The 14,618-nt window shown below is 45.2% G+C and carries 13 protein-coding genes; 7 read left to right on the top strand and 6 right to left on the bottom strand.

From position 1 onward, the window contains the following. Nucleotides 1-19 precede the first annotated feature (19 nt). Nucleotides 20-847, bottom strand: coding sequence for a uroporphyrinogen-III C-methyltransferase (gene cobA / locus NP165_RS16770; RefSeq protein WP_257085674.1), 828 nt, complete (start codon nt 845-847; stop codon nt 20-22). A gap of 408 nt (nt 848-1,255) precedes the next feature. On the opposite strand from cobA, the gene NP165_RS16765 reads away from it, so the two are divergent. Next, complete coding sequence (locus tag NP165_RS16765) at nt 1,256-3,754, top strand: molybdopterin oxidoreductase family protein (protein ID WP_257085673.1); 2,499 nt, start codon at nt 1,256-1,258, stop codon at nt 3,752-3,754. A 122-nt stretch (nt 3,755-3,876) separates the two neighbouring features. Beyond that, nucleotides 3,877-4,329, top strand: a complete 453-nt coding sequence (locus NP165_RS16760; protein WP_257085672.1) for a DUF302 domain-containing protein — start codon at nt 3,877-3,879, stop codon at nt 4,327-4,329. A gap of 136 nt (nt 4,330-4,465) precedes the next feature. On the opposite strand, the gene NP165_RS16755 is transcribed toward NP165_RS16760, so the two are convergent. Continuing rightward, complete coding sequence (locus NP165_RS16755) at nt 4,466-4,921, bottom strand: YaiI/YqxD family protein (protein ID WP_257085671.1); 456 nt, start codon at nt 4,919-4,921, stop codon at nt 4,466-4,468. A gap of 225 nt (nt 4,922-5,146) precedes the next feature. Between NP165_RS16755 and nhaD the strand changes: the two genes are divergently transcribed. Continuing rightward, a complete protein-coding gene (nhaD, locus tag NP165_RS16750; RefSeq protein WP_257085670.1) occupies nt 5,147-6,583 on the top strand; it encodes a sodium:proton antiporter NhaD in 1,437 nt (478 codons plus the stop codon). Between the two features lie 46 nt (nt 6,584-6,629). Here nhaD and NP165_RS16745 read toward each other — a convergent pair whose 3' ends face one another. Next, complete coding sequence (locus NP165_RS16745; RefSeq protein ID WP_257085669.1) at nt 6,630-7,112, bottom strand: methylated-DNA--[protein]-cysteine S-methyltransferase; 483 nt, start codon at nt 7,110-7,112, stop codon at nt 6,630-6,632. Further along, the gene (locus NP165_RS16740; RefSeq protein ID WP_371133723.1) at nt 7,109-8,476 is read right to left on the bottom strand and encodes a DNA-3-methyladenine glycosylase 2 family protein; all 1,368 of its coding nucleotides are present in this window, start codon (nt 8,474-8,476) and stop codon (nt 7,109-7,111) included. Before NP165_RS16740 ends, NP165_RS16745 begins: the two co-directional genes overlap by 4 nt. 536 nt (nt 8,477-9,012) lie before the next feature. Between NP165_RS16740 and NP165_RS16730 the strand changes: the two genes are divergently transcribed. Next, complete coding sequence (locus NP165_RS16730) at nt 9,013-9,594, top strand: FMN-dependent NADH-azoreductase (protein ID WP_257085667.1); 582 nt, start codon at nt 9,013-9,015, stop codon at nt 9,592-9,594. Nucleotides 9,595-9,657: 63 nt separating this feature from the next. Here the strand turns inward: NP165_RS16730 and NP165_RS16725 are convergent, their stop codons facing one another. Next, entirely contained in the window at nt 9,658-10,551 is an 894-nt protein-coding gene (locus tag NP165_RS16725) for a LysR family transcriptional regulator (RefSeq protein WP_257085666.1), read from the bottom strand. Nucleotides 10,552-10,759: 208 nt separating this feature from the next. On the opposite strand from NP165_RS16725, the gene NP165_RS16720 reads away from it, so the two are divergent. Continuing rightward, a complete protein-coding gene (locus NP165_RS16720) occupies nt 10,760-11,116 on the top strand; it encodes a MaoP family protein (RefSeq protein WP_257085665.1) in 357 nt (118 codons plus the stop codon). A 94-nt stretch (nt 11,117-11,210) separates the two neighbouring features. Here the strand turns inward: NP165_RS16720 and NP165_RS16715 are convergent, their stop codons facing one another. Then, the gene (locus NP165_RS16715) at nt 11,211-11,462 is read right to left on the bottom strand and encodes a DUF3081 domain-containing protein (protein WP_257085664.1); all 252 of its coding nucleotides are present in this window, start codon (nt 11,460-11,462) and stop codon (nt 11,211-11,213) included. 280 nt (nt 11,463-11,742) lie between these two features. Here NP165_RS16715 and speA point away from each other — a divergent pair, with 280 nt between their 5' ends. Both speA and speB read left to right on the top strand, forming a co-directional pair. After that, the gene (gene speA / locus NP165_RS16710; protein WP_257085663.1) at nt 11,743-13,653 is read left to right on the top strand and encodes an arginine decarboxylase; all 1,911 of its coding nucleotides are present in this window, start codon (nt 11,743-11,745) and stop codon (nt 13,651-13,653) included. Further along, entirely contained in the window at nt 13,654-14,580 is a 927-nt protein-coding gene (gene speB / locus NP165_RS16705; protein WP_257085662.1) for an agmatinase, read from the top strand. It begins immediately after the preceding gene. The last annotated feature ends 38 nt before the right edge of the window (nt 14,581-14,618 follow it).

Raw genomic sequence — 14,618 nt, 5'->3', positions numbered from 1 at the left:
TAGTTACTGTTTCTGAAAACTACGCTGTCAGCTTCATCTGTTGCGGTGCAGTATCCGTACTGCCTGAACGTTCGCTAAGTTGCTCTAGCCAGTGCATTTGGTTGGCGACAGTCACGACTTCGCCAATCACAATCAGCGCTGGAGACTGAATTTGGTTTTGCTCTTTTATTAGAGTGAGTTCGGCCAATCGGCCAGTAAAAACACGTTGGTTTTGGGTACAACCGTTTTCGATAAACGCGACTGGAGTGTTTGCGTCCATACCGTTTGCAATCAGTGCGTCACTGATCATCTCGGTCTTACTCAATCCCATGTAAATCACCAAGGTTTGGTTAAGCGTCGCGAGTGCTGACCAATTTGCCGTCAGTTCTTTGTCCGCATGTGCGGTAATAAACGTACATCCCTGAGCCAACCCTCGGTGAGTCAGGGGAATATTGGCGTAAGTTGAACAACCCGACGCGGCAGTAATACCGGGGATCACTTCGACCGAAATACCCTTCTTGGCCAGTAACAGCATCTCTTCACCACCGCGGCCAAACACAAATGCATCGCCACCTTTTACGCGACAAACATCGACACCAGACTGTGCGTATCTGATCATCAGTTGGTTGATTTCATCCTGAGTTAAGCTGTGGTTACCTTTGGCTTTACCAACGTACAACTTGGTCGCTGTATCTGGAAACAACGAACGAATTTCTTCACTCACTAAGTTATCGAAGACAATCAGCTTGGCTTGCCCAATAGCTCTTGCCGCTTTTACGGTTAGTAGATCTGGGTCTCCGGGGCCAGCCCCTACTAAAGTAACGATTCCCGTTTGGGTAAGACCCGCTTGAGTTAGATTTGTCTTCATAGCGTGTTTCCTGCAATTCAACGAATTTTGATGAATTCACCGAAGCAACTTGAATGCCACACTAAAAATAAAAGCAAAAAATAATTTAATAAGAACCTGTTAATCAACAAGTTATAAATATAAAGCACGTAATTTCCGTTCCATAACGCGCTTAATTTCTTTTTCAAAACCACATAATTTGAGCACTCATGGTGCAATTTGGATCACTTCAGTGCAAAAGAAGTAATATTTATCTCTATTTACTATCAAATCACACCTACCACTTTAGGGGTAGATGAAAATATAACACATTGTTTTAAAACACATTAAAAACGAAAACTTTAAAGTTCAATCGCTTGGCTTACATGTTGCTTAAAACACCAATTATGAAAACAAATTGAATCATTTTTAGTTTCGGGAGCAAACAATATGTCATTAGTGAACGATGGTTGGATTAAAACAACCTGCGCGTATTGCGGTGTGGGCTGTGGGGTTGAAGCTCGTCCTAAATTAACGGGAGAACTTGAGATCAGAGGTGACCAAAGCCACCCTTCAAATTATGGAAAACTGTGCACGAAAGGTATTGCGCTTGGCGACACCATTATTCACGATGGACGCATATTGGCACCGACAAAAAAGTCACAAACTGGCGACCAACAAACCGACGATGAAGAGCTAAATTGGGAGAATGCGACACAAATGGTCGCAGAGCAATTTACCCAAGCCATTGAACGATACGGCCCGGATTCTGTTGCGTTCTATGTTTCAGGACAGCTGCTTACTGAGGACTACTACGTCGCCAACAAATTGATCAAAGGCTTTATTGGTACCAGCAATATCGACAGCAACTCGCGCCTTTGTATGGCGTCGTCGGTGGTCGGTCACAAGCGGGCGTTTGGCTCCGATAGCGTGCCTGTTTGCTATGAAGACTTGGAACATGCCGAAATGATCGTAATGGTCGGCTCAAACCTCGCATGGTGTCATCCGGTTTTGTTCCAACGCCTGCGTAGCGCTAAACAAAACAACCCTGAATTAAAAATCGTCGTCATTGACCCACGAGAAACCGAAAGCTGTACCATCGCTGACTATCACTTAGCACTCAAATCCGGCTCCGATGTGGCACTATTCAATGGTCTTCTGAGTTTTTTAAGTCGACACAATTATCTCGATCAAGACTTCATTCAATCACACACCAATCAACTCGAGAAAGCCCTAACCGCTGCTGAGTCAGACAGCGATCTACTTGAGGCAGCGACAGGACTCACGCAAAGCGAACTGATGCGATTTTTTAAAGATTTTTCTACAACAAGCAACGTGGTCACGGTCTACTCTCAAGGCGTCAACCAATCGAGCATTGGGTCGGACAAAGTAAACAGTATCCTTAATTGTCACTTAGCATCAGGCAAAATCGGACAAGTTGGGAGTGGCCCGTTCTCAGTTACAGGTCAACCCAACGCAATGGGAGGTCGAGAGGTCGGCGCACTTGCCAACACCCTTGCGTCGCACATGGAATTTGATAACCCAGAGCACCACGCGTTAATCAGCAACTTTTGGCAGACCGAAAACTTAGCCACCAAACCGGGCTTAAAAGCCGTCGATCTGTTTGACGCGATGGCAGAGGGAAAAATCAAAGCGGTCTGGATTATGGCGACCAACCCGATGGTTAGCCTGCCCGACTCGGCAAAAATCAAAAAGGCACTGAAAACATGTCCATTTGTTGTCGTGTCAGATTGCATTGCGGATACCGAGACGACCCGGATGGCGGATTTGGTATTGCCTGCACAAGGTTGGAGTGAGAAGTCGGGAACATTGACCAACTCAGAAAGACGAATCTCCCGTCAGCGCCGCATTATGCCAAGCCCTGGAATGGCCAAACCCGACTGGTGGATCATCAGCCAAGTAGCGTGCAAGATGGGCTATCGCGATGCTTTTACGTATCGTCATGAAGGGGAGATATTTCGCGAATACGCAGAGCTGTCCACTCAAGGGAATCGAAACGGAGAGCGGGATTTTACCCTCATTGGTTTAACGCAGCTTGACGAACAAGGCTACAGCCAATTAGTCCCCCAGCAATGGCCAGTGACGCAAGTACAAAAAGAGGTCATAAACCAAAGGCTGTTCAGCGACGGGCATTTTTATACTCCAGATAACAAAGCCAATTTCGTTCCGGTGCGCCATCAACCTCCAAAAACAACATGCGATTCCAGATACCCTTTGCTGCTCAACACCGGAAGAACGCGAGATCAATGGCACACGATGTCGCGAACCGGTTTATCGGCACGCTTGGGCGAACACAAATCTGAACCTTATGTCCAAATACACCCGAAAACAGCCAAAGAACACAGTGTGCAGCGGAATCAAATGATCAAACTACACAATGCACACGGCGAGTGTTTGGCTCGGGCAGAAATCACTGAGCAAATTCAACCAAACCAACTGTTCATGCCTATCCATTGGAACAACGCGACTGCAAAAAACAGTAAGCCGTGCAATCTAATCGCACCGCACACAGACAATCATTCTGGGCAACCCGAATTCAAACACTCCCCAGTTGCACTGACGGTGTGCAAACACCAAAGCCGTGCGAGCTTCGCCTCAAGAACCGTTATGAACTTTAACTCGCTAGATTACTGGGCAAGGCAAAAAATTGCGGAAGGTTATTTGTACCATATCGAATCGACTCTCAACGCCTATGAGCTCGCAAGCTATCTAAAGTCGCAACTGAAACACAACGTCGACCGAGTAGTAAGCCATGAATCAAGTGAAGACGAGGCTTTGTATCGGTTTATTACATTTGTCGAAGATAAAGTAATGCAGGCAATCCATGTTCAATCGATCCAAGGCGTACACCCGATCAACGAGCTAAGTAATATCCTCACTGCACGATTCTCTGCAGAAAGTGAGTCAGAGATTCTGGCGGTTTTATGAGTGCATGAATCACTTGAGCCGATGAATCAATGCGCCTATTCGTTGTTTATGCAAACAAGTTCGCAACTACTGCTGTGGGCTTCTATAGTTTCCGTAGCAAACAACGAGTAAGGACCTTGAAAATGATCAAAATAATCAACATTGGATTAGTCACAGCGTTAGTGTCGTTTACAACATTAGCTGAAGAAAGCGTAATCAAAGTTGCGAGTCAACATTCGGCACAAGAGACAGCGGATAAGTTTGTTTCTATCGCACAAGGAAAAGGTTTGAATGTGTTTGCACGAATCAACCACCAAGCAAACGCGGCTAAGGTTGATATGGTGTTAAGACCAACTGAGGTGATCGTGTTTGGCAATCCAAAAGTTGGGACACCTCTAATGATGTGCGCTCAGGAAGTTGCGATCGACTTGCCTCAAAAGGTATTGGTCTATGAAGATTCCGACGGCAAGACCTGGCTTGCATACAACAACCCGATGTACCTAAAAGAGCGCCATAATATTGAAGGTTGTGACGAAGTGTTAAATAAGGTCAGTGGGGTACTAAGCAACCTGACGAGTGCGGCTGCTAATGACTGACACACCCTTATTTAGTGCAGTGGGTTAGAACAACATATCCAACATTTTCGCTCGGAGTCGCGATACCAACAACTATCACGACCCTTTGTTTTTCGCGCTCTGGAGTTAATTGTGGGCTCGTTAGAACACAACCGATCTAGTTTGCTCTTTTCCACTGAACTAACCATTTGTCTAAGTGGTTAGCAAACTGCTGACGGTCGGACTGGTTTAACGGTGCTGGGCCTCCAGTTTGAATGCCGCTGCTGCGCATGGTTTCCATAAAGTCGCGAATGTTCAAGCGCGATTTTATGTTCTCTTTAGTGAACAGCTCTCCACGCGAACTGAGCGCATGACCCCCTTTGGTGATCACTTCATCGGCTAGAGGGATATCGCTGGTGATCACTAAGTCGCCTATTTCACAGCGTTTAACAATTTCGTTGTCCGCGACATCAAAACCTTGCTGGACTTGCAACATAGTCACTTTAGGTGATGCTGGTGTACGAATAAACTGATTGGCCACCAAAGTCACTTCTACGCCTGTTCTTTCAGAAGCACGATATAAGATATCTCTAATCACAACAGGACATGCATCAGCATCTACCCAAATTTTCATTTACTCATTCCTTACTTTCGACAAGCCGCTTATTAGACCTTAAATCGAACCGCAGTGCCACCGACACTCACCATCATCATACTGCCTCCAAAACCTATCACTTTGTAGACTCTGTTATAAAATGATGATATTTCAATCATATCCAATCTATCTCACATCTCCATTTTTCAATCCTGACTAGAATGAATTCATCATAACAATAACCTTCATTCATGGAGTGAAAGTATGCAATTGCCGTGGTTCCTCTTCCTTATCTTGCTGTTCCTCCCTTTACCGAGTTTGGCAGCCAATGCCACTCACGAAGCCATTCCGCTTACGCAATCTACAATTGGTTACGCGGCTCTTATCATCTTTGCCATAGCCTATGCTCTTGTTATGCTCGAAGAGTATCTGCAACTGAAAAAGTCCAAGCCCGTTTTGCTGGCGGCAGGGGTGATTTGGGCAATGATTGGTTATGTTTACTCTCAACACGGTCAAGTAGAAGTTGCTAAAGCGGCACTGGAACATAACTTATTGGAGTATGCTGAACTGCTTTTATTCCTACTTGTTGCGATGACTTATATCAACGCGATGGAGGAAAGGAGGCTGTTTGACGCACTGCAAGCCTGGATGGTGAGCAAAGGGTTTAACTTTAAAGCGCTTTTCTGGCTTACAGGGTTACTCGCATTCTTTATTTCACCCATTGCGGATAACTTAACAACAGCACTGCTTATGTGCGCTGTCATCATGAAAGTGGCAGGTGACAATCAAAAGTTTATCAACCTGAGCTGTATCAACATCGTTATTGCAGCAAACGCAGGGGGCGCATTTAGCCCATTCGGTGATATCACCACTCTGATGGTATGGCAGGCTGGGCATGTCACTTTTACTGAGTTTTTACCGTTATTTTTACCTTCCGTCGTAAACTACCTTGTTCCGGCTTTTATCATGTCTCTATTTGTTCCGAGAATGAAGCCAAACGTAGTCCATCAACACGTTGAACTAAAACGTGGCGCTCGCCGTATTGTGGCCTTATTCATTTTGACCATCGCCAGCGCCGTTGCCTTCCATGCTGTGCTTCACTTCCCGCCTGTAATAGGCATGATGATGGGTTTAGCCTACCTTCAATTTTTTGGTTTCTTCTTGCGTAAAACGCTTAAAGCGTCACTGCACAAAAAAGCGACCAAGGCGATTGAAAACGGTAATGAGGCCGCCTTAAAACGACTGGGCTCAGTTGTCGCGTTCGATGTATTTAAGCGAGTCGCTCACGCGGAATGGGACACTTTACTCTTTTTCTATGGCGTCGTGATGTGTGTAGGAGGTTTAAGCTTATTGGGCTATTTAAGCGTCATATCTGAAGTCATGTACACTCAATGGGACCCTGTCTGGGCAAATGTGATGGTGGGTATTTTATCTGCCATTGTCGACAACATTCCCGTTATGTTTGCCGTACTCACCATGGAACCTGCGATGTCGACAGGGAACTGGCTTTTGGTCACGTTAACCGCTGGCGTGGGTGGTAGTTTACTTTCCATCGGTTCAGCTGCAGGCGTGGCACTCATGGGCGCAGCGCATGGTAAGTACACATTCTTTGGTCACGTGAAGTGGATGCCTGTGATAGCCATAGGCTACATGATGAGCATTTTCGTCCACATGACACTCAATGCTCATTTGTTTAACTAAGGTCTAATCTCTAATTTTCAAGGAGGAGGATAAACACTCCTCCTTGCTATTCTTCCAGGGCTTGTTCAAGGCTCAGCAATTTTTTCTTTCGCTCGACACCACCCGCGTATCCGGTCAACTTGCCATTTTTGCCGATAACACGGTGGCATGGGACAATCACCGATATGGGGTTTTTACCATTTGCCAAACCGACAGCACGCACCGCTTTAGGGTTACCAATCGCATTTGCAAGATCCTGATAGCTCCATGTTTCACCGTATGGAATGGTAGTAAGTGCTTGCCATACCTGCATTTGAAACGGTGTCCCTTTTGCCGCAAGTGGCAACGAAAAATCGCTCCTTTTACCGCAGAAATACTCACTCAGTTGTGTGGCTGCCGTCAGAAGTATGGGTTCGTTTTCATCAAACTTACCTAAGCTTTCAGGCTGTGTGGTTTGCGTTTCGAACCATGCTCCAAGTAACCCTTCTTGGTTTGCTTGAATCGTCATTTTTCCAAGCGGGGTATCAATAATTGTGTAGACAGTGTTCATGCGTGACTCCAACAATGAAAAGTGGCGTAGCTCCCCCATGGAGACACGCTGTCAGTGGTAATGGAAGGAAACTTCTCTATCGCTTTCTTCACCACTAGATCGCCGGCTAAAAAACAGTTTGGCTCAGACGCCCCTCTTAAACGTGCATAATTCACTGTCCAAGGGCCTATCCCTTTAATCTGTAGCCATTGCTCGGGCGTGCTTTCTGGATTCTCAGTCACAAAGCGAGCAAAACGCGCCAACGTCTCTTTTCGGCTTTGAGGCATTCGAAGAAAGCTTAAGTCCGCTTGGCTCACTTCCTCTGGCGTTGGAAAGTGGCTAGCGCCATTTGGCTGCAGAGTGTGAACTAATAGGTTCAGCTGACCAATTGCCGCTTTGATAGAGACCTGCTGTCCTAAAATTGCGCGTACTCCCGCTTCCCAAGTGCTCCAGACGCCCGGAATCCGAATGCCAGTACGCTCGATAAACTGAGGCGCAAGTTGACTCAGTTGCTGCTCGATGTGCAGGATATCGGTATCTAAATCAAACATCCGCCTTAGCTGATTCACCAACGTTTTAAGTTGGCGGGTATCCTCTAAGTTAAACTCGACCCTCATCACGCCTGTTTTTACTGGATAAATCTTAAACCAGCCTGGGTTATTCGCGATCGTAAACGAACGTTGGTAGCTGACATCATCTATGGATTCGATTCCCTCAATCGCCCTGAGCCGATAAAAGTCCAACATATGTTGCCAATCTAACGCACCTTTAAACGCAAGATCGATATAGCTGACCTCCGTTTGAGCTTGCTCGTCCTTACGAACCTGACTCGGCGTTAACTTGATCACCTTCTTAAATGCATCATTGAATCGTCTGATACTCTGAAATCCGCTAGCAAAAGCGATCTCTGAGATCGGCAAAGAACTGGAATGAATAAGCTGTTTGGCAAACATCAATTGGTGATACAAGGCGTATTGCTTAGGAGACATCCCTAAATGATCCTGAAACAATTGCCTGAGATAACGATCGCTAATACCAAGTCTGTCTGACAATTCCGCTAGACTTGCCGTTTGTAATTCACCACGCTCAATGAGTTTCAACGCTCTCAGAAACGTCGTCTCTACCCCTTTCCAAGCCCAAGAGCTCGGCGCACTGTCCGGACGACATCGCAAACACGGGCGATAACCCGCCTGTAGCGCTTGAGCTTTGTCTAGGAAATACTCAACATTCTCTTCTCTGGGCAAATTCGCAGGGCATATAGGCCGACAAAATATCCCTGTCGTTTTAACCGCTATATAGAAACGACCATCGAATCGTGCATCTCTCGCCATTCGTGCACTTTGGAATTCTTTTAACGCTAAAGGTGATAACTCTACCACGCTCATTTCCTTGCTATTTAAAGGACATAGAGCAAGTTTAAACCAATTACCCCCAAAAACTAGCCATTTTCGGAACTCAATAAAGTTGGCTAAAGTTGTAAACTCATCTAAATTAGAGCCTCACAACATAATAAAAAAGGACGTTGGCTATGAACCTGTGCACTTGCACAATTGTGCTTAAGAATAAAAACTCAATCACGTTTGATAATGTTGAACAAAGTCTCGGGCTTATCGATCAACATGGAATCAGCAACATTTCCAACATTAAGATTGAGGCCTCTGATGGCAAAAAAACGCACAGCTACAATAACTTATCCATTGAAGATTCAATAGAAAGCTTGATGAGTCTGTAGCGAAAAATGAAAGCCAATTAAGCTTCGTCAGTGCTTAGTTGGCTTTTTTAGTTTGATCATGTTCAAATTTTTCGAATTGGTTGCTCAAATTCCTACCGTTTTATCGTTCATTCATTCGCCATAAACTCTATCTCAACATAAACAAACACGTTCTTGATACACATATCAAACAGAATAAGAGAGATGACTATGGCAACGACACTAGTACTTAAATCAAGCATCTTAGGCGAGCACTCACAATCTAACCAGCTGATTAATCACGTATTGGAAAGCAAAACAGGCATCATTGAACGTGACCTAGCAGCAAATCCAGTTCCTGTCCTAGATATGGACGTAGCAACCGCCCTTCGTGGTTCACCTGATGATCTTTCGGATGAACAAAAAGCCGTTCTAAACCTTTCAAATACATTGATTGAAGAGCTAAAAACAGCCGATCAAATCCTTATTGGCGCGCCAATGTACAACTTCATGGTGCCAACACAACTAAAGAACTGGTTCGATTTGATTGCTCGTGCTGGTGTTACTTTCTCATACACTGAAAATGGTCCAGTTGGACTGATTGAAAATAAGAAAGCCATCATCGTGACAACTCGCGGTGGATTGCACAAAGACTCACCACGCAACTCGATTGAGAGCTACTTGACGACCATGCTTGGGTTTATTGGTATTACTGACGTAGAGTTTGTTTACGCAGAAGCGCTAAATATGGGCGATGACGCAGCGACACAAGCGCGAGAGCAAGCACGCGCTCAGCTAACTGAGTTAGTTTAACTCTCCCATTGCCTGGTAAAGAACAAAAAAACCTCGTGTTATCGAGGTTTTTTATTATCTAAACTATTCCCCTGATGGAACATCCGCCATCTGCTGCAAACTGTAGGCAGTCACTGGATCAATGGTTTTTACCAGCCCTTCCAGTTGCTCAATCGCTTCGATAGATGTACTGGCTTTACGATAACTCAAATATATCGGGCGACACCAATCAGCCACACCCTGCACTTTATGCAATTGACCACTGGCTAGGAAGGGTTCAACTAACGATGCAGGTAAGTAAGCACTTCCACCTTTTTCCAAAATGAAGTCCATAGCAATACGAGCAGTCGATGTTCTTAAATACGGTGCTGGGATTTTTGGATGCCTTTCTGCGTGCTCAGAGGCAAATTTAGTGCCCCAATCAACATAAACGTACTTTTCAGAGAAGACGCCTTCTAAATCCATTTCCTTGGTCGATACCAAAATCAAAACAACATCAGCAACTTGCTTACAGTTGAGCTCATCCGCCTTTATGGGATCAAACGCAAACGCCATATCCAACGTTCTTTCCTGCAAGTTTCTGGTCAGTGACTCTCGGCTAAAGATCTCGGCCATAAAGCCATAACCTTCGAATTCATCGGTCACTAAGCTCAAACAGTTTTGCAAGTAGGCATCCCAAACATTAGGTGTCCCACCCAAGGTAAGTTGCAACGCTTTACCACTTTCCAGTGAAAGCTCAAGTTTGGCTTGCTGCAACGTCGAAACCATAACCTCAGCGTAGCCAATTAAGCGCTCACCCGCTGACGTGAGTTTTATATTATTTCTGTCACGGATAAAAAGCTGTGCATCAAAGTAACTCTCAAGCTGCTTAATTCGAGCACTAACAGCGGCTTGTGTGATGTAAAGGTTCTCCGCAGCACGACCAAAATGGCGAACATTGGCAAGCTCTAAAAATGTTCTAAAGACTTTTACGTCCATCGTTTTTCCTCAGGGTGCAATCTTCCAAGGGTAACAAAGATTGCAAGATTACTTAGCGTCGATTCAACAAATTGCTACCTAAGTTCGACAAAATTATTTGATTGATATGATAAAAAGGTTTTGTTTTTCTTTTGTTAAATTTACGCCTAATTTTCGCTTTGTACCGTTCAGGGTAATTAATTAATGTAGGTTTATAGAGGCTACTAAAATGTCTGACACTCAATTCCGTCACGGCAAAAAACGTTTTTACGATAACAGCAAATTTCCAAGAGGCTTTGCTAAGTCAGGTGATTTTACGCTTGCAGAAGAAGAAATTCTAATTCAATACGGCGATACGATGCTTGGCTTGGAAATGGGTGATTTGACCCCCGAAAACGCAGAAGAGAAACACTTCGTAAAAGTGATCGAAAACCCAGGTAAAGCAAAAACAAAATTAGAGCGAATTTGGTTGAAATACATCCAACTAGCCCGTGGTCGTAAACGCTTCCATACTTTGAACGGCCGTAATAAGCCTGATGCATCTGACGATTTTTCTGAAGATTCAGTATTGGTTGAAGAAGACTAATCTTTCTCCAGAGCCCCCGAGCGAAAGCAAAGGGGCTTTGTTCATTTTGGCTCTGCGTTCCTTGCGTTATTTGACCAACGTTACTTAGCCAGCCTTACTTCGCTAACATGGCCACTTTTTTCAAGAAGCTATCACGCAAGTGCTCTTGGTCATATTCAAGATGGTAAGTGTTGTGAAAACCCACTTTAAGCTCTACACCATTACCACGCATATAAACGTTGTAACCGTCATAATCTGAAAAAGCTTCCACCCCTTCGTAGATTTTGCCGTATTCCGTGGGTGTACCTTTTTCCATGACAGTCTCATAAGCTTGCAATACTTTGGTGGGATCAAGTTCGTTTCTCATGTGAGCTCTCCTTATCAAGTTACACTATTAGTATCGTCAGCGGTTGATCACTTCGCCATTTTCCTATTTGAAACAGATCAATATTCGGTCGTCTTTTCGTGTTTACACAAATGCCTTTAATCATGAAGGACAAACTATTTTGTTAGACTCACAACCCTTTTTATCCGTTAATTCGCTTCACACGGTGGTCTCATCCAACCAACTTACAACCCCGTGTTGGGTATGATTTCAGGTCCTTCTGATTCATGTTTTATTCTCTCTCTTCATTGTGAGATTAGATGTGGAAACAATTTCCAAACTCGACCGCGTACGCGCTGACTACAACATTCAACACTGGAGCCACGGTTTTTACGGCATAGACAATCAAGGTGAAGTTTACGTTTCACCTACTTACGGGCAAGAACACCAAGTACCGCTAAGTCACATTGTGTCTCAGCTTGAAGACCACCAGCTGAATCTTCCTGTGTTAGTGCGCTTCCCACAGATTTTGCATCAGCGCGTTCATGGTATTTGTAACGCTTTCAACCAAGCGATTGACGAGTACCAGTACACGAACCAGTACCTGTTGGTATACCCGATAAAAGTGAACCAACAGAAAGAAGTTGTCGATGAGATTTTAGCCAGCCAAGCTCAACTTGAAACGAAGCAGCTAGGCTTAGAAGCAGGCAGCAAACCTGAATTGTTAGCAGTGTTAGCGCTAGCACAAAAAGCCAGCTCGGTTATCGTGTGTAACGGTTACAAAGACAGAGAGTACATTCGTCTTGCTTTGATTGGCGAAAAACTGGGGCACAAAGTCTTCATCGTTTTGGAAAAATTGTCAGAACTGGACTTAGTCCTAAAAGAAGCAAAAAGCTTGGGTGTAAAGCCGCGCATGGGCATTCGTATTCGCCTTGCTTCTCAAGGTGCTGGGAAATGGCAATCAAGCGGCGGTGAAAAGTCGAAGTTTGGCTTGGCAGCATCGCAAGTGCTAACCGTTATCGAACGTTTAAAGCAAGAAGATCAATTAGATGCGTTGCAACTGGTTCACTTCCACCTTGGCTCTCAGATGGCGAACATTCGTGATATTCGCAACGGTGTGAACGAATCGGCGCGTTTCTACTGTGAATTGCGTGAAATGGGTGCACATATCCAGTACTTCGATATTGGTGGCGGTTTAGCGGTGGATTATGACGGAACTCGCAGCCAGTCATCCAACTCCATGAACTACGGGTTGATCGAATACGCACGTAATATCGTACATACCGTGGGTGATGTGTGTAAGCAATATGAACAACCAATGCCAACGATTATTTCTGAGTCTGGTCGTTCACTGACGGCTCATCACGCGGTGTTGATCACCAACGTGATTGGTACAGAGGCCTATTACCCAGAGCAAGTACATGCACCTGAGCCTGATGCACCGTTGCTGCTACAAAATATGTGGCGCAACTGGGAACATCTTCAAGATGACGGTGATGCTCGTGCATTGATTGAGATTTACAACGATACACAAAGTGACTTGGCAGAAGTTCACTCTCAGTTTGCAACTGGCGTATTGAACTTGCAGCAGAGAGCGTGGGCAGAGCAGCTTTCTCTGCGCATTTATTTTGAGCTAAGCCACCAAATGAGTACCAAGAACCGATTCCACCGTCCGATATTGGATGAGTTGAGCGAGCGCTTGGCCGATAAGTTCTTTGTGAACTTCTCGCTATTTCAGTCGCTACCGGACTCTTGGGGTATTGACCAGGTATTCCCTGTGCTACCGCTTTCCGGCCTAGAAGAAGCAGAAGAACGACGCGCCGTGATGCTCGACATTACTTGTGACTCAGATGGCGCAATTGAGCAGTATGTTGACGGCCAAGGTATTGAAACCACGTTACCAGTACCGGCTTGGAACAAAGACAAACCGTACCTAATGGGATTTTTCCTTGTCGGCGCTTACCAGGAAATTCTGGGCGATATGCACAACCTGTTTGGTGACACGCACAGTGCGGTGATTACGGTCAATGAACAAGGCGAGTCGATTATTGAACGCATTGATGTGGGCGACAGTGTAGAAGACATGATGCGCTACGTTCATATTGACGTCGACCGCATTCGTAATCACTACCAAGAGTTGGTCACTCAGCGCGTTTCTGAAGACGAGCAGCAAAGCGTGCTGGACGAGCTTGAACAAGGCTTGAGTGGTTACACCTATTTAGAGGATTTCTAAATGAACGATGTATTTAGCAAAACGGATTATTCACTGTATTCCAACTCGATGAGTTTTATGCGCCGGCCTTATCTGCGCAACCCAGTGGATACAGACGCCGATTTGGTTGTACTCGGCGTACCATTAGATATGGCAACCTCTGGAAGACCAGGTGCACGTATGGGGCCAGATGCCATTCGTCGTGCATCTGTGAACCTGGCATGGGAAGGGAAAAAGTTTCCTTGGGACTTTAACGTGTTTAAACGCGCGAAAGTGATCGACGCGGGTGACTTAGTATTTGACTGTGGTGACGCAGAAGATTTTACCTATCGTTTAGAAGCGGCGACTAACGAGATTCTAAAAAGCGGTAAAACGATGTTGGGATTGGGCGGCGACCACTTTATTACGCTGCCAATTTTACGCGCTTACGCAAAGCACCACGGTGAAATGGCGTTGATTCATTTTGATGCGCATACCGATACCTATGCGAACGGCAGTGCTTATGACCATGGAACAATGTTCTACCACGCGCCGAATGAAGGGCTTATTTCGCCTAAGCATTCAGTGCAAATTGGTATCCGAACTCAATATGAGCATGAACACCACGGTTTTAACGTGATTAATGCGATGGAAGCCAACGAGCTAAGTTCAGAGTCTATCGTTGCTCGTATTCGAGACATTGTGGGCAACAAGCCAGTATACGTAACATTCGATATCGACTGCCTTGACCCAGCTTTTGCACCGGGTACAGGTACGCCAGTATGTGGCGGTTTGAACTCCGATAAAGTGTTGAAGATCATCCGCGGACTGGCTGGCGTTAACATTGTTGGTATGGATGTGGTCGAAGTATCACCTCCCTATGATCACAGCGATGTTACCGCATTGGCTGGCGCAACCATTGCCTTGGAACTCATGTACGCCTGGGCAAGTAATCGAGATGAGAAATAAGTAAGCTCTCGATTAAAATCAGAAACACCTAAACGATA

Origin of the sequence: Vibrio japonicus (assembly GCF_024582835.1) — a bacterium.
Taxonomy (GTDB): domain Bacteria; phylum Pseudomonadota; class Gammaproteobacteria; order Enterobacterales; family Vibrionaceae; genus Vibrio; species Vibrio japonicus.
This window is presented reverse-complemented; position numbering and strand designations above follow the sequence as displayed.

Excerpts from the sequence above, each read along its gene's own strand:
- cobA (WP_257085674.1), bottom strand. The coding sequence starts at position 847 with ATGAAGACAAATCTAACTCAAGCGGGTCTTACCCAAACGGGAATCGTT.
- NP165_RS16765 (WP_257085673.1), top strand. The coding sequence starts at position 1,256 with ATGTCATTAGTGAACGATGGTTGGATTAAAACAACCTGCGCGTATTGC.
- NP165_RS16760 (WP_257085672.1), top strand. The coding sequence starts at position 3,877 with ATGATCAAAATAATCAACATTGGATTAGTCACAGCGTTAGTGTCGTTT.
- NP165_RS16755 (WP_257085671.1), bottom strand. The coding sequence starts at position 4,921 with ATGAAAATTTGGGTAGATGCTGATGCATGTCCTGTTGTGATTAGAGAT.
- nhaD (WP_257085670.1), top strand. The coding sequence starts at position 5,147 with ATGCAATTGCCGTGGTTCCTCTTCCTTATCTTGCTGTTCCTCCCTTTA.
- NP165_RS16745 (WP_257085669.1), bottom strand. The coding sequence starts at position 7,112 with ATGAACACTGTCTACACAATTATTGATACCCCGCTTGGAAAAATGACG.
- NP165_RS16740 (WP_371133723.1), bottom strand. The coding sequence starts at position 8,476 with ATGAGCGTGGTAGAGTTATCACCTTTAGCGTTAAAAGAATTCCAAAGT.
- NP165_RS16730 (WP_257085667.1), top strand. The coding sequence starts at position 9,013 with ATGGCAACGACACTAGTACTTAAATCAAGCATCTTAGGCGAGCACTCA.
- NP165_RS16725 (WP_257085666.1), bottom strand. The coding sequence starts at position 10,551 with ATGGACGTAAAAGTCTTTAGAACATTTTTAGAGCTTGCCAATGTTCGC.
- NP165_RS16720 (WP_257085665.1), top strand. The coding sequence starts at position 10,760 with ATGTCTGACACTCAATTCCGTCACGGCAAAAAACGTTTTTACGATAAC.
- NP165_RS16715 (WP_257085664.1), bottom strand. The coding sequence starts at position 11,462 with ATGAGAAACGAACTTGATCCCACCAAAGTATTGCAAGCTTATGAGACT.
- speB (WP_257085662.1), top strand. The coding sequence starts at position 13,654 with ATGAACGATGTATTTAGCAAAACGGATTATTCACTGTATTCCAACTCG.